Raw genomic sequence first — 20,790 nt, 5'->3', positions numbered from 1 at the left:
GCCGGTCGGTGGCCGGTCGTCAGCTCAGCCCGGCGGCGACGGCGCGTTCGGTGGCTCGGCGTACGGTGTCCTGGGCCTCGGCGGACAGCGGGCGGCGCGGCGGGCGGCAGGGGCCGCCGGGCTTGCCGACCACGTCCATGGACAGTTTGATCGCCTGGACGAACTCGGTACGGGTGTCCCAGCGCAGCAGCGGGTGCAGGACGTCGTACAGCGCGCGGGCGCGGACCAGGTCCCCGGCGCGCGTGGCGTGGTACAGCTCCGCGCAGGAGGTCGGCAGCACGTTGGAGAAGCCGCCGATCCAGCCCTTGGCACCGCCGACGGCCAGCTCCAGGAGCACGTCGTCGGCGCCGGCCAACAGGTCGAGATCGGGGGCGAGTTCGGCGATGCGGTAGGCGCGTCGGGTGTCGCCGCTGAACTCCTTGACGCCGACGATGTGACCGTCGGCGTGCAGCTTGGCGAGCAGTTCGGGGGACAGGTCGACCCGGGTGTCGAACGGGTTGTTGTAGGCGACGATCGGCAGGCCGACGGCGGCCACGTCGGCGTAGTGCGCGTGTACCTCGGCGTCGTCGGCGCGGTAGGCGTTGGGCGGCAGCAGCATGACCGCCCGGGCGCCGGCCTCGGCGGCCTGTTCGGTCCAGCGGCGGGCCTCGGTGGAGCCGTACGCGGCGACTCCGGGCATCACCCGGTCGCCGCCGACGGCCTCGATCGCGACCTCGACCACGCGGGCGCGTTCCTCCGGCGTGAGCGTCTGGTACTCGCCCAGGGATCCGTTGGGCACCACGCCGTCGCAGCCCGCTTCGACCAGCTCGCGCACGTGGTCGGCGAACGCGTCGTAGTCGATGCTCAAGTCGGCCCGCAGCGGCAGGGTGGTGGCGACCATGAGACCGCGCCAGGGGCGCGGTGTGCGATCGGTGGTGGTCGGTGCGGACATGGGAACTCCTTGACGGGTGAGGCGAATCGGATGGTGGCGCACACTGCGGAGGCGGCCCCCGGGCGCCCTCGGCGAGGGTTCGCACGGGCCCGGCGCGGGCCGAGGGGCGGGTGACGGGGAAAGGCGGGTGTCGGTCGTCGGCGAGGCGGACGACCGGCACCCGGGCGCCGGGGCCGGGGGTGCGGCGCCGGTGCCGGTCCATGTCGGCTCGTGCGACGTCGTTGTCGCAGGGCTCTACTCCGGTCACCTCAGTACAATGTCACATGGCTCCAATGGTGCGCCAGTCCCCTGGTGAAGACGGCCGGAAAAGACCGGGAGGGTAAAACCGCAGGTGAAAGGTAAAGGAAAAGTAAATACAATGTCGCACCTCAAATGTGACACTGCCTAAACCTTGACCCTTGGATCACCCGTGGGCAGAGTTCCCCACCACCACCCACCCCGCCGCCTCCCGAGAGGCTCGCCAAACATGACCACCCTCGCGCCCCCCACGGATCCGCCGGTCGAGGACGATCCGCCCAGCACCCGACCGGCCCCCACCGGGCTGCGCCCCTCGCAACTCGCCTGGCGACGCTTCCGGCGCGACCGCACCGGGATCGCCGCCGCCTGCGTCGTCGCCGTCTTCGTCGTCGCGGGTCTCGGCGCACCGCTGTTCGCCGAGCTCTACGGCAAGGACCCGTACACCACCTACGGCCAGAACCGCCCCGGCCTGCTCAACGAGTTCGGCTTCCCCATCGCCCCCAACGGCGGCATGTCCGGCGACTTCTGGCTCGGCCTCGAACCCGGCCTCGGCCGGGACGTGCTCACCCAACTCCTGTACGGCATCCGCACCTCGCTGCTCATCTCGCTCGCCGTGGTCGCGGTGGTCACCGTGCTCGGGGTGCTGGTCGGGGTGACCGCCGGATACCTGGGCGGGGGCACCGACTTCGTGGTCGGCCGGGTGATCGACGTGATGCTCAGCTTCCCCTCGACGCTGTTCTTCATCGCCTTCACGCCGGTGGTCACCTCGCTGCTCACCGAGCCCGGCGAACAGATGTCCTCGGTTCTGCGGGCGGGGGTGATCATCGCCGTGCTCGCCGCGTTCGGCTGGGCATCGGTGGCCCGCCTGCTGCGCGGTCAGGTGTTGTCGCTGCGCAGCCGCGAATACGTCGAGGCCGCCCGGGTGATCGGGGCCTCGCCCGGTCGCGTGGTGCTGCGCGAACTGCTGCCCAACCTGGTCACCCCGATCCTGGTCAGCGCCTCGATGGCGGTGCCGACCTACGTGACCACCGAGGCGGCCCTGTCCTACCTCGGCGTGGGCATGGTCGAACCCACCCCCGACTGGGGGCGGATGCTGCTCAAGGGCGCCGAGGTCTACCGGACCGACATCACCTACATGTGCGTGCCGGGCATCTCGATGCTCGTCTTCGTCGTCGCCTTCAACCTGCTCGGCGACTCGGTCCGCGACGCGCTCGACCCGAAGAGCGACCGCTGACCACCGCGCTCCTCGCGATACCGCACCAGCACGGCAAACCCTCGGAAGGAACCATGACCCTGCGCACCGGTACCACCAGAGCCACGCTCGTCACGCTGGTCCTCGCCCTCGGCGCGGCCGCGTGTTCCAGCGGCGGCGGCAGCCCCGACGGCGGCGGGCCCGGCAAGGGCGCCGCGCCCAAGGCCCAGGTCCGCGCGGTGTCGATCGGCGCCGCCGCCGAGTCGAAGGGTCCGGCCAGGGAACTCCCCGGCGCCAAGCCGGGCGGCACCGCCACGGTTTTGGAGCGTGCCGACTTCAACCACCTCGACCCGGCCCGGGTCTACGTCTCGCACGAGCAGACCGCCGAACTGCTGATCTCGCGTCAGCTCACCACGTACAAGCAGGAGGGCGACCACACCACGCTGGTCGGCGACCTGGCCACCGACACCGGCACCAGCCCCGACGGCGGCAAGACCTGGACCTTCACCCTCAAGGACGGGCTCAAGTACGAGGACGGGTCGCCGATCACCGCGCAGGACGTCAAATACGGCATCGAGCGCTCCTTCGCCAAGGAGATCACCGGCGGCCCGACCTGGATCCAGGAATGGCTGGTCGGCAACACCGACTTCCGCTCGGTCTACGACGGCCCGTACGGCGGCCGCGAGTTGGACGCGATCAAGACCCCCGACGCGCGGACGATCACCTTCGCGCTGCCCGCGCCGCGCGGCGACTTCCCGTTCGCGGTGGCGATGCACACCAGCACCCCGGTGCCGCGCGCCAAGGACACCAGGCTCGAGTACGACAAACACCCGTTCTCCAGCGGCCCCTACAAGATCTCCGGCCGTGAGATCGACAAGTCCATGACCATGGTGCGCAACGAGCACTGGGACCCGAACACCGACGCGGTCCGGCACGCCTACCCCGACCAGTGGAAGTTCGAGTTCGGCGCGTCCAACCAGCAGATCAACGAGCGGTTGATCGCGGCGAACGGCAACGACCGCAGCGCGATGACGTTCCGCGTCGCGGTCGGCCGCGAGGTGGCTCAACAGGTGCTCACCACACCGGAGTTGAAGGCCCGCACGGCGGACGCCGCCACCCCGTACACCGAATACTTCGAGATGAACAACCGGCGCCTGACCAACCCGAAGGTGCGCCAGGCGCTGATCGCGGCGTTCCCCAAGGAGCAGGTGCGGCAGATCCTCGGCGGCCCCGCCTACGGCGAGTTCGCCACCACGCTGATGGGCCCGACGGTGCTCGGCTTCGAGCCCTACGACCTGGCGGGTGTGCCGCCCACGGGTGATGTGAACAAGGCCAAGCAGCTGCTCGCCGAAGCCGGCACGCCCAACCCCACCATCTCCTACGCCTACAGCCAGACCCCGCTGTGGGAGCAGGTCTCGGTGACCATCGTCCAGGCCCTCCAGCAGGCCGGCTTCAAGGTGGTCCCGCAGCCGATCAACGACAAGAGCTATTACACCGAGATCGGCCGGGTGGACAACAAGTACGACCTGTACTGGGCTGGTTGGGGCGCCGACTGGCCGAGCGCGGCGACCGTGCTCCCGGCCAAGTTCGACGGCCGCAAGATCATGGACGACGGCTCCGTGTACAGCCTGTACGACAACCCGGCGACGAGCACCGAGATGGACCGGATCACCTCGATGTCGGACGTGGTCGCCGCGGGCAAGGAGTGGTCGAACCTGGAGAAGAAGATCATGGCCGACGCCCCCGTGGTGCCGTTCGTCCACCGGCGCCAACTGACCCTGTACGGCCCCGGCCTGGGCGGCGTGCGGGTCGGCTTCATCGGCTCGACCTACCCGATCGACGTCTGGGTCAAGTAGCCCCGGGCGAGGCGGCCCCGGCTCCGGCCGGCGGCGCGGGCGGGAAGGCTCCCCCTTCCCGCCCGCGGTACCCGCGCCGCCGGGCCGCCCGGCCGCCCCGGCCACTCCCAGGTCCGACCTCCAGTGAGGGCCCATCCCCATGTTCCGATTCCTGGTGCAGCGACTGCTCGGCGCGGCGCTGATCCTGTTCGTCGTCTTCACCGTCACCTTCTTCCTGTTCTTCGCGATGCCGGACGACCCGGCGCGATTGTCCTGCGGCAAGACCTGCACCCCCGAGACGCTGGCGCTGATCCGCCGCGACCTCGGCCTGGACGAGTCCGTGCCGATGCAGTACCGGCACTACATCGTCGGCGTCTTCGCCGGCCGCGACTTCGGCGCCTCGCACTGCTCCGCGCCGTGCCTGGGCTACTCGTTCGTCAACCACGAGCCGGTTCTCGACACCCTGCTCGACCGTTTCCCGGCCACCCTGTCACTCGCGCTCGGCGCCTCGGTGATCTTCCTCGGCGTCGGCATCATGATCGGCATGCTCGCGGCGCTGCGACGCGGCACCTGGCTGGACAAGTCCACGATGGCGCTGTCGCTGATCGGCGCCTCGGTGACGATCCAGTTCCTCGGCGTGATCGCCCGCTACGTGCTGGTCGACCAACTGCGCTGGTTGCCCAAGCCCGAATACCTTCCGTTCACCGGTGATCCCGGCGGCTGGACGGGCGGCCTGTTGCTGCCGTGGCTGACGCTGGCCTGCGTCCAGGCCGCGGTATACGCCCGACTGACCCGCGCGTCGATGATCGACGCGCTCGGCGAGGACCACGTACGCACCGTGCGGGCCAAGGGATTGACGTCGCGTCAGGTCTACCTGAAACACGCGTGGCGCGGCGCGATCACTCCGGTGGTCACCGTGTACGGCATCGAACTCGGCGTTCTGCTCGGTGGCGCGGTGGTCACCGAGACCACCTTCAACATCCCCGGCATCGGCAAGCTCGCGGTCAACGCGGTCGCCAACTCCGACCTGCCGATGATCACCGGAGTGGTGCTGATCGCCGCCACCGCCATGGTGCTCGCCAACGTCGCGGTGGACGCCGTGTACGCCGTCATCGACCCCCGGGTGCGTGTGTGATGACCCCTCCGCTGCTTGCGGTCCGCGACCTGCGGGTCCGCTTCGCCACCGAGGGCGGCGTGGTCAAGGCCGTCGACGGTGTCTCCTTCGACGTCGAACGCGGCCGCACCCTCGGCATCGTCGGCGAGTCCGGCTCGGGCAAGAGCGTCACCAACCTCACCCTCCTGGGCCTGCACAACCCCGCCCGCACCACCGTCGAGGGCAGCGCCGTCCTGGACGGCACCGAACTGGTCGGCGCGTCCGAACGCACCCTGCGGGACCTGCGCGGACAACGTGTGTCGATGGTCTTCCAGGACCCGCTCACCGCCCTCTCCCCCTACTACACGGTCGGCGCGCAGATCGTGGAGACCTACCGGCGCCACACCGGCGCCGGCCGCCGCGAGGCGCTCGACCGGGCGATCGACATGCTGGACCGGGTCGGCATCCCACAGGCCGCCCGCCGCGCCCGGGAGTATCCGCACCTGTTCTCCGGCGGTATGCGCCAGCGCGCGATGATCGCCATGGCGCTGGTGTGCGAACCCGACCTGCTGATCGCCGACGAGCCGACCACCGCGCTCGACGTGACCGTCCAGGCCCAGATCCTCGACCTGCTCGGCGAACTCCAGGCGCAACTGGGCACCGCGATCATCCTGGTCACGCACGACCTCGGCGTGGTCGCCGACGTCGCCGACGACGTGCTGGTGATGTACGCCGGACGCGCGGTCGAACGTGGCCCGGCCGCACAGGTGTTGGAGACCCCCAGGCACCCGTACACCCGGGGCCTGCTCGCCTCCGTGCCGCGGCTGTCCGACCCGCTGGACCGCCCGCTGCGACCGGTGCCCGGCGCACCGCCCAGCCTGCTCGCGCCGCCGCCGGGCTGCGCCTTCCACCCGCGCTGCGCCCAGGTGATCGCCGGGCCCGGATCGCCGTGCCGCACCCGGGCGCCGGTGCTCGTGAGGATGGGCGACAGCGCACACGCGGCCGCCTGTCACCGGGAGGAGGCGCCCGCGTCGGTGGGGGTCGGGGCGGCGGGCGCGGAGGCGGGCGCGGGGCCGGTGGAACGGGAGCGGGCGCAGATGCCCGACGCGCGAGAAGGCGGGAAGAACGTATGAGCACACCCGAGGCGCCGCTGCTCGAAGTGGCGGGACTGACCAAATTTTTCCCCGGGCCGCGCAGTCTGCTCCGCCGCCGAGTCGGAGCCGTCCGCGCGGTGGACGGCATCGACCTCACGGTCGAGGCCGGGGAGAGCATCGGCCTGGTCGGCGAATCGGGCTGCGGCAAGTCGACCACCGGACGGCTGATCACCCGTCTGCTCGAACCGAGCGCGGGCACGATCCGGTACCGGGGCCAGGACATCACGCACGCCTCGCGCCGCGAACTGGCGCCGATCCGCGCGCAGATCCAGATGGTCTTCCAGGACCCGTACTCGTCGCTGAACCCCCGGCACACCATCGGCGGCATCCTGCGTGCCCCGCTGGACGTCAACAACATCGACCCACCCGGCGGTCGGCGCAAGCGCGTTCGGGAACTGCTCGACACCGTCGGTCTGAATCCCGAGCACTACAACCGCTTTCCGCACGAGTTCTCCGGCGGACAGCGGCAACGCATCGGGATCGCACGCGCGTTGGCCGCCGGACCCAAGCTGATCGTGGCCGACGAGCCGGTGTCCGCGCTGGACGTGTCCATCCAGGCGCAGGTGATCAACCTGCTCGCGGACCTGCGGCGCGACCTGGGCATCGCGTTCGTGTTCATCGCGCACGACCTGGCCGTGGTCCGGCACTTCTGCGACCGGGTCGTGGTGATGTATCTGGGCCGGGTGGTGGAGAGCGCGGAACGCGGTGCGCTGTACGAGAACGCGCATCACCCGTACACGCACGCCCTGTTGTCGGCGGTGCCCGGCGCGGTCGGGCCGGACGGCGCTCGGCGCGAACGTATCCGGCTGATCGGTGACGTGCCCAGTCCGATCAACCCGCCCTCGGGCTGCCATTTCCGGACCCGCTGCCACAAGGCGCAGGACGTGTGCGCGACGACCGCGCCGGCGCTGACCGCCCTGGCGGGGGATCCGGGGCATCGGGTGGCCTGCCACTTCCCGTCGCCCGCCAAGACGTTGGCGTCGGTGGGGGATAGGACCCCGGCCGGACGGGGGGCGGCCGGATCGGGGACGGGGGCGGGGCGGGCGGCCGGCCATGGCTTTGGCGGGCCGCCCGCCCCGTGCGGGCGCCGGTGAAGGGCCGGTCCCTTCACCGACGTTCGGTGTTCCGGTGCCACCACCGCCAGGCCCGCTCGACCGGCTGCCAGGCGGGGTTGCCCACCGATTCGACGGTGGGCCGACGCGGCGCCGGTTGGTCATGCCGGGCGGCGTCGGGACCGAACACCGCGGCCGGAACCACGATCACGACCACCACGGCCACCACGATCGGCACCAGCACCCGATAGGCGGTGCGGGACGGGGGTTTCGGGCGGCGGGCGTCGGAGCGGCGGGGGTCGCCGTGGCCGGGGGTGACGGACATGGGGAGAGTTTGGCGCGGCGTTCATGAGGATTTCGTGATGCGGCCGGAGCGGGGGCGTCGGGGCGGTCGGTCGGGTCAGGATTCGCGGGGTTCGGGGGATTTGGGGGGCTCGGGGGGTTCGCGGTGCGGTTCGGGGCGGGATTCCGGGGCCGGTTCGGACGGCAGGCGGAGTTCGGCCACGGCGCCGCCGCCGGGGGCGTCGGTGATGCGGGCGGTGCCGCCGTGCAGGTCGGCGACCCAGCGTACGATCGCCAGGCCGATTCCCGTACCGCCCGTCGGGCCCGTCGCGCGCCGCTCGAAGACTCGCTCGCGGTCGCCCTCGGCCACCCCGGGCCCGCGGTCGCGCACCCGTACCGCGCCGTCCGCGACCTCGACGTCGATCGCGGCATCGCCGCCGCCGTGCTTGAGCGCGTTGTCCACCAGGTTGCGCACCGCCTGGGCCAACAACTCCGGATCGCCGCGCACCACGGTCGGCTCGGTCCGCACCACGAACCGCGCCCCGGACGGCGGCAGTTCGTCCACGACCTGCTCGACCAGCTGATCCAGCCGCAGCGCCTCGCGCTCCACCTCCTGCGTCCCGGCTTGGACCCGGGCCCGCACCAGCAACCCCGTGACCAACCGGCCCAGTTGATCCACCAGACGTGTCGCGCGGGCCAGTTCCCTCGGTGCGGTGTCCGGCGCCGCCGCGCCCGCCGAGGTGACCAGACGCAACGTGGCCAGCGGGGTGCGCAGTTCGTGCGCGGCTTCGGACAGGAACTGCTCCTGCTGCTCCAGCGTGCGCAGCGCGGGCCGCATGCTGCGCCCGGACAGCAGGTGCCCGGCCAGGCCCGCCGCCGCGGCCAGGGCGAGGCAGCCCAGGAACAACGAGCGCACGAGCCGGTCGTGGTCGCGCCGACCCGGTCCCGGGTCGGCCACGGCGATCAGCGCCGCGTCGATCCGATCGGCCTCCCACACCGGGGCCGCGGCCACCCGCACCGTGCGGCCGTCGCGCCCCTCGGCGTCCCAGGCCACCGCCGACTGCACCTCACGGGCGTCCGCGCCGATCTCGGTGAGCTGCGCCGCGCTCGGCAGCAGCGGCGAGTCGGCGGGTTCGGCGTAGGAGCGTCGGGGCACCCCGGCCGGATCCCATTCGACCACGGCGATCGCCACGTCCCCCTCGACGAGTTCGTCCTCGTGCAGCGAGTCGAGGCGCAGTGTGCCGTCCTCGTAGTAGAGGGCCCGGGACAGGCCCGACACGCGGCGGTCGAGGTCGTTGTCCAGTTCCCGCGTCCGGGACTGGCCGTCGATGGACCCGGCGACCAGGGCGAGCACGACCAGGCAGACCGCCGTGGTGAGGGTGAACAGCGCGGTCAGCGTCCAGCGCAGGCGGCGCAGCCGGGTGACGGCGGGGCGGATGGGCCGGGGGGTACGGGTGGCGCGGGTGGGCGACGGGTCCGCTGCCCGGACCGCCGAGCGGGCGCGGAACCTCACGGGGTGCCGGCCGCTTCGTCCGCGCCGATCACGAAGCCGACGCCGCGCACCGTCCGGATCAGGGCCGGCGGGCCGAGTTTGCGGCGCAGTTGGGCGATCACCGCGTCCACGACGTTGGACATCGGCTCGGCCATCTCGTCCCAGCAGCATTCGATCAGGTCGGCGCGCGGCACCACCCGTCCGGCGCGGGCGGTCAGCAGTTCCAGGACCGCGAACTCCTTCACGGTCAGCGTGAGCAGCACCCCGGCCCGGCGCACCCGGCGGCGGGCGGTGTCGATCTCGACGTCGCCGACCACCGAGACCGGCGGCCGGGGCTGCTCGGCGCGGCGGCACAACGCCCTCACCCGGGCGGCCAGTTCCTCGAAGACGAAGGGCTTGACGAGGTAGTCGTCGGCGCCGCCGTCGAAGCCCGCGAGCCGGTCGGGCACGGCGTCCATCGCGGTCAGCATCAGCACCGGGGTACGCGCCCCCGCCGCACGCAGCCGGCGGACCAGATCCAGGCCGTCGCCGTCGGGCAGGCCGCGGTCGACGACCAGACAGTCGTAGGTGTTGACCGCGGCCTTGAGGTCGGCGTCGGCGATGCGTCCGGCCGCGTCCACCGCGAACCCGACCGTCTGCAATCCGGACACCACGGCCCGGCTCAGTTCCGGATCGTCCTCCACCACGAGCACACGCATGGCCGTGAGCCTAGGCCCTGTCCGGCGGTGGCTCGGGTCAGCGGGTCCGGGCGGGTGCCGGGCCGGGGGAGAGTTCCCACCACGGACTGACCTGGGCGGCGTCGTCGGTGTCGACCCGGTCCCCGGGGCGGGGGATGGCCAGCCGTACGTCCTTGGCCTTGGCCTCCTGCCACAGCCGGTCGACCGGTTCGGCCCACGGGTGCAGGGCGAGGTCGAAGGTCGCCCAGTGCACCGGGAGGAGCACCCTGCCGCCCAGGTCCAGGTGGGCGGTGACGGCCTCCTCGGGGTTCATGTGGATGTCGGGCCAGCTCGGGCTGTACGCGCCGATCGGCATCAGGGTCAGATCGAAGGGGCCGTGCGCGGCGCCGATCCGGGCGTAGCCGTCGAAGTAGCCGGAGTCGCCGGCGTAGAACACCCGGCGCTCGGCGCCCGCGACCACCCACGAGCCCCACAGCGTGTCGTTGCGGCGCAGGGTGCGGCCGGAGAAGTGGCGGGCCGCGGTGGCGGTGAAGCGCAGACCGGCGACCGTGGCGTCCTCCTCCCAGTCGAGTTCGATGATGCGGTCGGCGGGGACGTTCCAGCGCTCCAGGTGGGCGCCGATACCGAGCGGGACGAGGAAGGGCGCGGTCTGGGTCGCGGTGAGCGCGCGTACGGTGGCGCGGTCGAGGTGGTCGTAGTGGTCGTGCGAGATGACCACCGCGTCCACGGTGGGCAGGGTGGCGAGCGGGACCGGCAGCGGATGCATCCGGCGCGGGCCGACGAGCTGCGACGGGGAGACCCGGTCGCTCCACACCGGGTCGAAGAGCACCCGGCGGCCCTCGATCTCGACCAGGGTGGTCGCGTGGCCGTACCAGACGGCGCTCACCCCGTGCGGGGACTGTGGCACGGTCGGGGCGGCGACCAGGGGCACGGGCGCGGCGGGTCGGCGCAGGTGACGGTCGCGCAGCAGGGCCGCGATCAGGCCGGGCGCGCTGCCGGCCGCGACCAGGTCGGCGGGTACGGGGTTGTGGAACGCGCCGTCGCGGAACTGCGGTGAGCGCCGCATGCGGGCCAGGCGTTCGCCGTCGGCCTTGCCGCCGAGCTCCGCCGGGACGTCCCGCAACGCCCAGCCGGCGGCGGCCAACGCCAGCCCACCCGCGACCAGTCGGCCCGCCGATCGGAATCCCGCCATCGATCACACTCTCCTCGTGTCGTCCTTCAGGCACTTCAACCGACGACGGGTGTAACACGTTCCCCAAACCACGAATCCCGACGCATCCGGCAGGCCGGCGTCAGCCGTCCGCCGCTCGCCGCGCCCGGCGGCCCGCGACGCGACACGTCCCGGGCCCGATCCGGGCGGCGTGAAGCGCGGCGGAACCGCACTCTCCGCCACCGGCGGAGCGCGGCGCAGCCGGAAGGCACCAGGCACCACCGCAGCGGCGGCGCCGGGCGCCTTCCGCTCCCGGCGGAGCGAAGCGCAGGAGAAGCCACCCCACGATCGCCCCGACGGCAACCACCACCCGCACGTCCGCTGCCCCCGGGTCGGCTGCCTCTCGCGGTTGCCGGCTTCGTTGCCGGGCGGCTTCGTTGTGGAGGCTGTTGTATTCCGGATTGCTTGATTGCATCATGCAGTTGATGGATCGAGTCAAGCGAAGCGAGGGTGCACGCGATGGACACCGGTGAGTTGCTGGACGACCACGACGCGGTGGGGCTGGCCGACCTCGTTCGGCGGCGGGAGGTCTCGCCGGCGGAACTGCTCGACGCGGTGTCGTGGCGGATCGAGGAGCGTGATCCCACACTGCGCGCGTTCGTGGCGACACGTGTCGAGGCGGCCCGGGCGGAGGCGGCGGGGGAGTTGCCCGACGGTCCGCTGCGAGGGGTGCCGTTCGCGGTGAAGGACCTCGGCTGCGACGTGGCCGGCATGGTGAGCAGCCAGGGCTCCCGGCTGTTCGCCGACGCGGTCGCGGCGCGGGACGGTGCGCTGACCACGCGCTACCGGCGGGCCGGGCTGGTCGTGGTCGGCAAGACGAACAGCCCCGAGTTCGGCAAGAACGCCAGTACCGAACCGCTCCTGCACGGCCCCTCGTACAACCCCTGGCGGACCACGCACTCCACCGGGGGCTCCTCCGGCGGTTCGGCCGCCGCCGTGGCCGGGGGCATGCTGCCGGCCGCGCACGCCAACGACGGCGGCGGCTCGATCCGGATCCCGGCGGCCTGCTGCGGGCTGTTCGGGCTCAAACCGTCGCGGGGCCGGGTGCCCGATGACCAGGGGCTGTCCGCACTGGCCTATCCGCTGTCGATCGCGCACGCGGTTACCCGGACGGTCCGCGACTCGGCCGCGCTGCTCGACGTGGTCGCCGGGCCGCTGCCGGGCGACCCGTACGCGGCCCTGCCGGCGCCGGCCGCCGGATCGTTCCTGGCCGCGCTCGACGCCGCGCCCACCCGGCTGCGGGTGGGGTTCGCGACGGCCAACGTGGACGGGATCGCCGCGCACCCGGCGGCGGTGCGCGCGGTGGAGCGCACGGCCGCGCTGCTCGCCGAACTGGGCCACCGGGTCGAGGAGGCCGCGCCGGTGTGGGACGGACCCGCCACGGGGCAGGCACTCGGACAGGTGATGTCGGCGGCGACGCACGCCCAGATCGAGGACCGCTTGGCCGAACTGGGCCGGGAGTTGCGAGAGGACGACATCGAGCCGTTCACCCGGGTGATCCACGAACGGACGGCGGCGATGCGAGGGGCGGACCTGTCGCGGGCGCTGCAGACCGTGGTGCGGATCGGTCGCGAGGTGGCGCCGTTCTTCGAGTCGTACGACGTGTGGCTGAGCCCGACGCTGGGCGTACCGGTGCCCGAACTCGGCGTGCTGGACACGAGCGACCCGGCGAGCATGTACGCGCACGCCGCGAAGATGACCTGGTTCACCTCGGTGTTCAACGTGACCGGACTGCCGTCGGCGAGTGTGCCGGCGGGCTTCGACGAGGCCGGATTGCCGGTGGCGATCCAGCTCACCGGGCGCCTCGGCGCCGAGGCGCAACTGCTGCGGATGGCCGCGCAGTTGGAGGAGGCCGCACCGTGGCCCCGCCAGGCGACGTGGCCGCCGCCGGTGGGATGAGGGTGGTGCGGGGTTTGTCCGAGTGGCTCCTGCCCCCGTTGCCGGCCGGCTTTCGCCGAGCGACTCGCCCGTGTCGTCGGGAGTGGTCAGGTGGGCAGGGCCGCTGTCAGGTCGACCTCGACCAGTTGGCCCGGAAAGCCGAGTTGGGCGACGCCGAGGAGAGTGCAGGCCGTGGTGAAGGCGGGTCCGAGAGGGGAGCGAGTGAGGGCGGCCCAGGCGGCGGAGAGGTCCGTTCGGTCGGCGCTGACCACGTAGACGACGGAGCGAACCACGTGCTCGGGCCGGGCGTTTACCGCCGCCAGGGCGACGAGCGCGTTCGCGACCACCTGGTCGATCTGCGCGTCCAGGTCGGCCGGACCCACCAGTGAGCCGGACCGGTCGAGTGGGCATTGGCCGGCCAGGAACGCCGTCCGTCCGGCCTCCACGACCGTGATGTGGTGATAGCCGGGCGTCGGGTGGAGCTCGTCGGGATTGATGCGCGTGATGGCGGCGGTCATGGGGCCGAGTCTGGCGATTCGGCGGAGATGGCGCACCGGAATTTCGGGACGGTCGCGATTCGGGTGCGGGTGGGCTGCGGGTGAGGGTCGGCTTCATGGGGATGGTAGCCATGGAAGCCGGTGCCGGGGCGGTGGTACGGCATTCGGACCGTGGTCCGGTCGGCTTGGTGGACCGCGGTCCGTTTGCCTTGGTCCACACCGTGGGTCATTCGAGCGGTCGGCCCGGTCGAGGGCGGCCGAAGAGCAGGTCGTAGCCCGGTGGGAGTTGTAGGAGCACACGGTTCATCAGGTCTTCGCCGGCGGCGTCGGCCACCACGCTCAGCACTGCCCCGACATCCCACTTCGCGGTCTCGTCGGTGGCGCCGTCGATCCAGGCGCCGGTCGCGCGGACGAAGCGTTCCGCGCTCAGGGGTTCGTGCGCGGGGAGCGGGTTGAGCAGTACCAGCGCGCAGGTCTCCGGCAACCGCGGGGCCAGTTCGGCACGTTCGCCGCCGACCAGGTGGGCGCCCAGGAGGGCGAGTACGACACGGATGGCGCGTTCGGCTTCTTCGGGGGAGGAGTATTCGCCCCGTTCCCGGACTGCCGCGAGGAATGGTTCCCATCGCATCGGCATGTGTATCGGACCTTCTTTTCCTATCGGTCTGCGGTGCTCGGGGCCGCCGGCCGCCGACCGGCATGGGGTGCGGGTGCCGGTGAGCGTCCGCTCGGCCCGGTCGGCGCACGCGGCGTCCCGGTGGGAACGGTGCGCCCGGGGTCGCGAAAACCCCGGGGCCGTCGCCTCCGGGGGCTCCCGCTCACGGCGCGGGTGCGTGCGGATGCGCGTCGGTATGCGCGCGCCTCCTCGGGTCTTCGACGCGCGTGGGGTGACCCCATCTATTTAACTCTCCACCTGGCGCCGGTACGAACATTCGGAATCTATCGGGCAAAAATGTGCCGAATTGTGCCGCCGCTTGCCGTGTCGGCCTCCTCCTCCCCGATCACGGATTCACGCCGCGTGGCCCTCGGTGGCGGGCGGTGACCGGCGCCCCGCCGCCGGGCGTGGCTTCGGGCGGTTCTCGGGGTGCGCCGGGTCTTCCCGTGAAGCTCGTTCGGGTGTGCGCGGGTGTTCATGTGCCGGACATCGCTCGCCGGCCTACTGAGCCGAACCGTTTGGCCAACTCGACTTCTGCCTGGAGTACTTCCGTGCCCACCGCTCGTGGCCGCGACATACCGGTCCCCGCCGGTCGCGCGGTCGCGCTCGGGCGCGGGTCGGGCATGGCGTGCGATTGCCGAGTGGTGGTCCTACGCGGCGCCGCCTGCCGGAACGTTCTCGGCTGAGTCTCCCCGAGTCGGTGTGCCGCACCACCCGGATGCCCCTCGTACCACTGCCACCTCCCCGCACCGGAAAGGAATCGACGACATGTCTGGGAGCTCGCTCACCCTTGTGCGCCCCACCGCGCCGAAAGAGGGTGATCAACTGACCTTCCGCTTCGCCACCGACGCGCCGCACCCGAAGAACTGGGTCGGGGTGTACGACGGCACCCGAGTGCCGGGCAACGGGGGTTCGCTGGTCTGGAAGTACGTCACCACCGCCGAGGGCGAGGCGACCCTGGAGACCCAGGGGCTCACAGACGGGCCGTACACCGCCTATCTGTTGGCCAAGGACGGCTACGCGATCCTCGCGCGGAGCGCGCCGTTCGGCTTCGCGGCCCGGCCGGTGCCGCCGCGGCCCCGGTTCGCGGTCGACACCCTCACCACCTCGGCGGTCGCGGCGGGGGAGGCGGCCGTGGTGCGGTTGGCCGGCCTGTGGACCGCGGCCGACGGGCAGCAGAACGGCCGGGGCGTCACGTTCCGGGCCCGCGCCGGCGACGACTGGCTGAGCGTCGGCGCCGACGGCACCGTCACCGCCAAGGCTCCGCGCGCCGGCACACACCATCCCGGCGTACTGACCGTCGAGGGCCGCGACGGCGCGACCGGCGCCACGTCGCAGCTCACCGTCCAGGTGCCGGTGCGGCGCAACCCGCGCGGCATCGTGATGAAGGTGGCCACCCTCGACGCCTGGGACGCGGGTCGGCACGTGGACGGCGTGCTCACCAAGCTGCTCCGGCTCGTGCTCACCCAGGGGCTGGATGTGCTCGCGCTCCAGGACACCGGCGGCACACTGGGCACTTCGCTGGCCGAAGCGCTCGGGTGGGCGGTGTACGAGGACCCGGGAGGGCTCGCGCTGATCAGCCGGTATCCGCTCGCCGACGCGCGGCCCGAGGATCGTGATCTACCCGCGATCGCCGCCACGGTGCGGGCGCCGGGCGTGCGTCCCGTGCGGGTGTGGAACGCGCGCCTGGACGAGGGCGATTACGGGCCGCTCGGAATCCGGCGAGGGCGCACCCCGGCGCAGGCGGAGGCGGCCGAGTGGGCGAGCCTGCGCTACCGGCAGGCGCAGAACCTGGTCACCGCGATGGCCCCGGACCTGGGCGCGTCCCGGGACGTCCCGGTGCTGCTCGCCGCCGCGCTGTCCTCGCCCTCGCACCTGGACTGGACCGTACGGACCGCCGGCAGCCACGGCACGACGGGCCCGGTGCGCTGGCCGGTCACCCAACTGCTCGACCAGGCCCGCCTCGTCGACGTCTTCCGGGCCGCGCACCGCGACCCGGTCCGCGAGCCCGGCAACACCTGGTCGCCGGTGGACCCGGCCCAGCCCCAGGACCGGATCGACGCGCTGTATACGGCCGGGCCGCTGTCCGCCGACGAGGCGCACATCCTGGTCACCGGCTGGCCCAAGCCGATCCCGGACACCGCCGCGAACGGCTGGCCCAGCGACCATGCCGCCGCCGTGGCCACCTTCGGCGTCCGCGCCTGACTGCCCGTCAATCCCCTTTCCCGAAAGGTCGCTTCGCCATGACCGAGTTCAGCCGCCGCTCCTTCGTGGGGGCCTCCGCGGCCGTCGGCGCGGCCGGCGCGGTGGGTCTCACCGCGACGCCCGCGCAGGCGGATCCGGATCCGGCCGTGGACGCCGCCCGCCGGCCCGCGCCGGGCAGCATCGAGGACGTGCGCCACGTGGTGATCCTGATGCAGGAGAACCGCAGCTTCGACCACTACTTCGGCGCCCTCGCGGGCGTCCGGGGTTTCGCCGACCGGCAGGGGCTGGTCCTGCCGGGCGGCGGCGACGTGTTCCGCCAGCCGCACCCGGGCCGCACCGACGGCGGCTATCTGCTGCCGTATCGGATGGACTCCACCAGGTACAACGCGCAGAACGCCGGCGGCCTCCCGCACGACTGGACCACCGGGCACACCGCGGTCAACAACGGCGCACAGAACCGCTGGGTGGCGGCCAAGGGCGAGCGGTCGATGGGCTACTTCACCCGGGAGGACATCCCGTACCAGTACGCCCTCGCCGACGCGTTCACCGTCTGCGACGCGTACTTCACCTCGCTCAACGGGCCCACCGACCCCAACCGGCTCTACCTGTGGTCCGGCACGGCGGGACCAGGTCGGGACGGCACCACGGGGCCGTGGATCGACAACACCCCCGTGACGGACAACCCGGTCGCCGACTGGACCACCTACGCCGAGCGGTTGTCCGCCGCCGGGGTGAGCTGGCGGGTGTACCACAACCCGAGCAAGGACGAGCGCTACGGCGACTACGACGACAACGGACTGTCGTACTTCAAGCAGTTCCACGCGTTCGCCGAGGACGACCCGCGGTATGTGAACGCGATGACCAAGTGGGACCTGAGCGCGTTCGACACGCACTGCAAGGACGGTACGCTGCCCACGGTTTCCTGGCTGGTCGCGCCGTATCTGTTCAGCGAACACCCCGACGCCGGGCCGAACTACGGGGCGCACTGGGTGAACACCGCGCTGCGCTCGATGTTCGCCAACCCCGAGGTGTGGAAGCACACCGTGTTCCTGCTGATGTACGACGAGAACGACGGCTACTTCGACCACGTGGTGCCGCCGATGCCGGAGCCCGGCACGCCCGAGGAGTTCGTCGGCGGGCGGCCGATCGGGCTCGGATCGCGGGTGCCGCTGTGGGTGGTCTCGCCGTGGAGCCGGGGCGGGCGGGTGAACTCGCAGGTGGCCGACCACACGTCGGTGCTGCGCTTCCTGGAGACGGTGACGGGGGTCGCGGAGCCCAACATATCCGCGTGGCGGCGCACCGTCTGCGGCGACCTGACCTCGTGTTTCGACTTCGCCAGGCCCGACTTCACGATCCCGGCGCTGCCGGACACGAACGAGTTGATCGCCAAGGCGGACGCGGCCAAGGCGCTGCCCGGTGTGCGGCTGCCCGAGCCCGGCGCCCAGCAGGTACCGGTCCAGGAACCGGGCTACCGGCCGCATCTGCCGCTGCCGTACCGGCCGTGGGCGGACGCGACCGTGGACCGGGGCACCGGTCGGGTGGTGTGCACGCTGGTCAACGAGGGCACGGTGGGCTACCACTTCACCGTGTTCCCGAACATCGCGCTGCCGTTCGCCGGTACGCCGTTCACCGTGGCGGCGGGCAAGAGCGCGACGTACGTATGGGAGGCGGCGGGTACGGACGGCGCGTACGACTTCAGCGTGCACGGGGCGGACGGCTTTGTGCGCCGCTTCGCCGGCACCGTGGTGCGCGAGCCGCAGCGCGACATCGCGGTGCCGTCGGTCCGGGCCACGCTGCGCGGACACCGGCCGGAATCGGCGCGGCTCGACCTGCGGTTGGGCAACGACGGCGACACGGAAGTGCGCTTCACTCTCACGCCGAACGACTTCGGCGGCACCGCGCGCGACCACTGGATCGGCCCGCGCGCCCACGACTCCGTTTCCTGGCCCACCGACGAACACGGCCGCTACGACATCACGATCACCGCTCCCGACGGCTTCGCCCGCCGCTACGCCGGCACGGTCCACCCCTCCGACCGCGACTGACCGACCCGCCTTCCCCCGCCCCCGGCTGCGCCGACCCCGGGGGAAGGCGGCCTCGGGGCGGTTACGGGACGTTATGGAACAGTTCCTGTCACCCGCGACGGTTCACCGGGTGCGTACTCGATTCGGGCATTGTGGGCAAATGGCTGGAGTGGGGTCGCGTCGGTGTGGGGTGGAAGGGGGAACCCGGTTGGCTTCTTTGGTCGTGAGTGCAACTGATCGGGGCAGTCTCAGCGTTGATGAACATGACGCACCGTTTCGGGTCGTCGCCACATTCACAGTCAGGAGAGGCCATGACCGGTCCCTTGATCCTCGGCCGCAGGGCCCCGGTTCCCATGGGTGGAGCGCCCGTGTTGCCCCGTCACCACTACGACCCCGACCTGTGCGTCAACGTCACCGCGGGCGGGAAGCTGCTGATCCACGCCGTGAACTCCGGCACCTACACCGGCACGCAGGAACCCCGGGGTTACAAGAAGGATGACTGATCACGGCGCGGGCGTCGTGATCGTGGCCACCGAGGAGGATCTGACCGCCGACATGGTGGCGGCTCACCTCCTCGGCGGCCCGGCGGCCGTCCTGCGTCTGGATCCGGGACGAATGCGCGAACGACCCCTGGTCACCGGACACTTCAGCGGCGGGCGCTGGCGCACGGTACTGAGTTCCGGTACCGCGACGGTGACCCTGGACGAGGACTGCGGCGTCTACTGGCGCAAGCCCACCCGCCCCGACACGCCGGCCTCCGCCGAGGAGCGCTGGCGGGCGGACGAGAACACCACCGCGCTGCTCGGGCTGTTGCGCGCGCAGCCGCTGAAGGTGTGGATCGACGACCCCACCGTGGTCGAGGCATCGCGCCACAAGCCCACCCAGCTGCGCGCCGCCGCGCGGCGCGGCTTCACCGTGCCCGACACGCTGTTCACCAGCGATCCCGAAGCCGCGCGCGCGTTCATCGCCGCGCATCGGGACAAGGTCGTGGTCAAGGCGCTGACCCAGCGGCACACCACGTTCATCCCCACCACGCGCATCCGGCTCTCCGACGACCTGTCCGGGATCGCCGGCACCCTGCACTACCTCCAAGCCCTGGTCGAGGACCGGCTGTACGACGCGCGGGTGACGGTCGTCGACGACCGGGTCTTCGCCGCGGCGATCAGCACCGACGGCGAACTGGACTGGCGCGCCGTGCCGGCCGACGCGTGCGAGCACCGGGTGATCACCCCGCCGCCGGACCTGGCGCGGGCCTGCGTCGAACACGTCCGCGATCTCGGACTCGTCTACGCCGCCCTGGACTTCGTGGTCACCGCCGCCGGTTGGACCTACCTGGAGACCAACTGCGTCGGCGAGTTCGGCTGGATCGAGAGCGCGACCGGTCTGCCGATATCCGCCCGGATCGCACACACCCTGCGCCACGGCCGCACCCGACCGAGCGACCCCCTCCGCGCCGTCCGCGGCTGAGCGCGCGCCCGCCGCGTGACCCGGCGACCCGCCGTCGTCCCCCCATGCCGTCCACGGTGTCCCGGGCGCCTGCGAAGATCGGGGAATGGATCCGCTGCTCGCCGCCGCGCTGGACGCCCTGGGCATCGCCGACCGCCCGCGTCCGCTGACCGCGCACCACACCAACGCCTGGCGAGCGGGACAGTGGCGGATCAAGACCGCCGAGAGCCCGGCGGAGGCCGTCCCGCTTCACCACGAGGCGCGCGCGCTGACGCTGTTGCGCGAGCAGGGGCTGTATCCGGTCTCGGGCACCTACGGGCGAGTGGGCGCCGGGCTGTGGACCGCGGTGGAGTGGCGGCCGGGCGTGACCCTGTGGCGGTGGTGCGCCTCCGCCCGGCGCGGCGGTCCCGGCCGGGCGCATCATCTGCCGGTCCTGGCGCACCGGGCGTTCGCCGGGCTGGCCCGGCTGCACGCGGCGGGCTGGCACCACGGCGACATCCAGCCGATGAACATCCTGGTCACCCCGGGCGGTGAGATCGAGTTCATCGACCACGACCTCGCGCAGCATCCCGACCTGCTCCCGCTGCCGGTGCCCTATCGGGGCGGCATGGACCTGACCACCGCGCCCGAGATAGCCAGACGCCTCCTGGACACCGGGCCCGGCGAGCACGTCGAGCTCAGCGACGCCGCCGAGGTGTACAGCCTCGGCGCCTCCTTCCGGGCCGCCTGGACCGGTCGCCCGCCCGCCACCGACCGGCAGGTCGGCAACGGGGTCGGCGCCGCCGACATCCTGGAGGACATCGCCACCGGCCGGCGCCGCACCCCGCTGGCCGACGCCCGGCCGTGGGCGGACCCCGATCTGGAGTCGCTGATCGAGGCGACCATGTCCCTCGACCCGACCCGGCGCGCCAAGGGCGCGTGACGCCCGGCGAC

The 20,790-nt window shown here is 72.3% G+C and carries 18 protein-coding genes; 11 read left to right on the top strand and 7 right to left on the bottom strand.

Features of this window, described 5'->3' with window-relative positions:
- Window positions 1–19: 19 nt before the first annotated feature.
- Window positions 20–931, bottom strand: a complete 912-nt coding sequence (locus B4N89_RS39910; protein WP_078981419.1) for a dihydrodipicolinate synthase family protein — start codon at window positions 929–931, stop codon at window positions 20–22.
- Between the two features lie 466 nt (window positions 932–1,397).
- Between B4N89_RS39910 and B4N89_RS39905 the strand changes: the two genes are divergently transcribed.
- The 5 genes from B4N89_RS39905 to B4N89_RS39885 all read left to right on the top strand — a co-directional run bounded on the left by B4N89_RS39905 (window position 1,398) and on the right by B4N89_RS39885 (window position 7,536).
- Window positions 1,398–2,402 (top strand): ABC transporter permease, encoded by a 1,005-nt coding sequence (locus tag B4N89_RS39905; protein WP_201261121.1) that lies wholly within the window; start codon window positions 1,398–1,400, stop codon window positions 2,400–2,402.
- Between the two features lie 53 nt (window positions 2,403–2,455).
- On the top strand, window positions 2,456–4,216 hold the full coding sequence (locus tag B4N89_RS39900) for an ABC transporter substrate-binding protein (RefSeq protein WP_078981418.1): 1,761 nt from the start codon (window positions 2,456–2,458) through the stop codon (window positions 4,214–4,216).
- Between the two features lie 139 nt (window positions 4,217–4,355).
- Complete coding sequence (locus tag B4N89_RS39895; RefSeq protein ID WP_078981417.1) at window positions 4,356–5,330, top strand: ABC transporter permease; 975 nt, start codon at window positions 4,356–4,358, stop codon at window positions 5,328–5,330.
- The gene (locus B4N89_RS39890; protein WP_078981416.1) at window positions 5,330–6,421 is read left to right on the top strand and encodes an ABC transporter ATP-binding protein; all 1,092 of its coding nucleotides are present in this window, start codon (window positions 5,330–5,332) and stop codon (window positions 6,419–6,421) included. Before B4N89_RS39895 ends, B4N89_RS39890 begins: the two co-directional genes overlap by 1 nt.
- Complete coding sequence (locus B4N89_RS39885) at window positions 6,418–7,536, top strand: ABC transporter ATP-binding protein (protein ID WP_078981415.1); 1,119 nt, start codon at window positions 6,418–6,420, stop codon at window positions 7,534–7,536. The genes B4N89_RS39890 and B4N89_RS39885 overlap by 4 nt, the downstream gene beginning before the upstream one ends.
- A gap of 13 nt (window positions 7,537–7,549) precedes the next feature.
- Here B4N89_RS39885 and B4N89_RS39880 read toward each other — a convergent pair whose 3' ends face one another.
- The 4 genes from B4N89_RS39880 to B4N89_RS39865 all read right to left on the bottom strand — a co-directional run bounded on the left by B4N89_RS39880 (window position 7,550) and on the right by B4N89_RS39865 (window position 11,137).
- On the bottom strand, window positions 7,550–7,819 hold the full coding sequence (locus B4N89_RS39880) for a hypothetical protein (RefSeq protein ID WP_078981414.1): 270 nt from the start codon (window positions 7,817–7,819) through the stop codon (window positions 7,550–7,552).
- Between the two features lie 75 nt (window positions 7,820–7,894).
- A complete protein-coding gene (locus tag B4N89_RS39875) occupies window positions 7,895–9,289 on the bottom strand; it encodes a sensor histidine kinase (RefSeq protein WP_235619232.1) in 1,395 nt (464 codons plus the stop codon).
- Window positions 9,286–9,966: a response regulator transcription factor gene (locus B4N89_RS39870; protein ID WP_078981413.1), complete on the bottom strand. Its 681-nt coding sequence runs from the start codon at window positions 9,964–9,966 to the stop codon at window positions 9,286–9,288. The genes B4N89_RS39875 and B4N89_RS39870 overlap by 4 nt, the downstream gene beginning before the upstream one ends.
- Before the next feature lie 37 nt (window positions 9,967–10,003).
- Window positions 10,004–11,137, bottom strand: a complete 1,134-nt coding sequence (locus B4N89_RS39865) for an MBL fold metallo-hydrolase (protein WP_078981412.1) — start codon at window positions 11,135–11,137, stop codon at window positions 10,004–10,006.
- Window positions 11,138–11,614: 477 nt separating this feature from the next.
- Here B4N89_RS39865 and B4N89_RS39860 point away from each other — a divergent pair, with 477 nt between their 5' ends.
- Window positions 11,615–13,054 (top strand): amidase, encoded by a 1,440-nt coding sequence (locus B4N89_RS39860; RefSeq protein WP_078981632.1) that lies wholly within the window; start codon window positions 11,615–11,617, stop codon window positions 13,052–13,054.
- Window positions 13,055–13,140: 86 nt separating this feature from the next.
- On the opposite strand, the gene B4N89_RS39855 is transcribed toward B4N89_RS39860, so the two are convergent.
- Both B4N89_RS39855 and B4N89_RS39850 read right to left on the bottom strand, forming a co-directional pair.
- Window positions 13,141–13,551, bottom strand: a complete 411-nt coding sequence (locus B4N89_RS39855; RefSeq protein ID WP_078981411.1) for a Rid family hydrolase — start codon at window positions 13,549–13,551, stop codon at window positions 13,141–13,143.
- 205 nt (window positions 13,552–13,756) lie between these two features.
- Window positions 13,757–14,164, bottom strand: coding sequence for a DUF2267 domain-containing protein (locus B4N89_RS39850; RefSeq protein ID WP_078981410.1), 408 nt, complete (start codon window positions 14,162–14,164; stop codon window positions 13,757–13,759).
- Between the two features lie 786 nt (window positions 14,165–14,950).
- Between B4N89_RS39850 and B4N89_RS39845 the strand changes: the two genes are divergently transcribed.
- From B4N89_RS39845 to B4N89_RS39825, 5 genes are all read left to right on the top strand, one after another.
- Window positions 14,951–16,387 carry a hypothetical protein gene (locus B4N89_RS39845; protein WP_078981409.1) on the top strand — a complete coding sequence of 479 codons (1,437 nt, stop codon included), beginning with the start codon at window positions 14,951–14,953 and terminating at the stop codon, window positions 16,385–16,387.
- 38 nt (window positions 16,388–16,425) lie between these two features.
- Window positions 16,426–18,432, top strand: a complete 2,007-nt coding sequence (locus B4N89_RS39840; protein WP_078981408.1) for a phosphocholine-specific phospholipase C — start codon at window positions 16,426–16,428, stop codon at window positions 18,430–18,432.
- 290 nt (window positions 18,433–18,722) lie between these two features.
- The gene (locus tag B4N89_RS39835; protein ID WP_078981407.1) at window positions 18,723–18,914 is read left to right on the top strand and encodes a hypothetical protein; all 192 of its coding nucleotides are present in this window, start codon (window positions 18,723–18,725) and stop codon (window positions 18,912–18,914) included.
- Complete coding sequence (locus B4N89_RS39830; protein WP_078981406.1) at window positions 18,907–19,878, top strand: hypothetical protein; 972 nt, start codon at window positions 18,907–18,909, stop codon at window positions 19,876–19,878. Before B4N89_RS39835 ends, B4N89_RS39830 begins: the two co-directional genes overlap by 8 nt.
- An 85-nt stretch (window positions 19,879–19,963) precedes the next feature.
- Window positions 19,964–20,779 (top strand): hypothetical protein, encoded by an 816-nt coding sequence (locus B4N89_RS39825; protein ID WP_078981405.1) that lies wholly within the window; start codon window positions 19,964–19,966, stop codon window positions 20,777–20,779.
- Window positions 20,780–20,790 lie beyond the last annotated feature (11 nt).

Source organism: Embleya scabrispora, from assembly GCF_002024165.1.
GTDB lineage: Bacteria > Actinomycetota > Actinomycetes > Streptomycetales > Streptomycetaceae > Embleya > Embleya scabrispora_A.
Note: the sequence above shows the minus strand (reverse complement) of the source record. Positions and strands in the feature narration are given on the sequence as shown.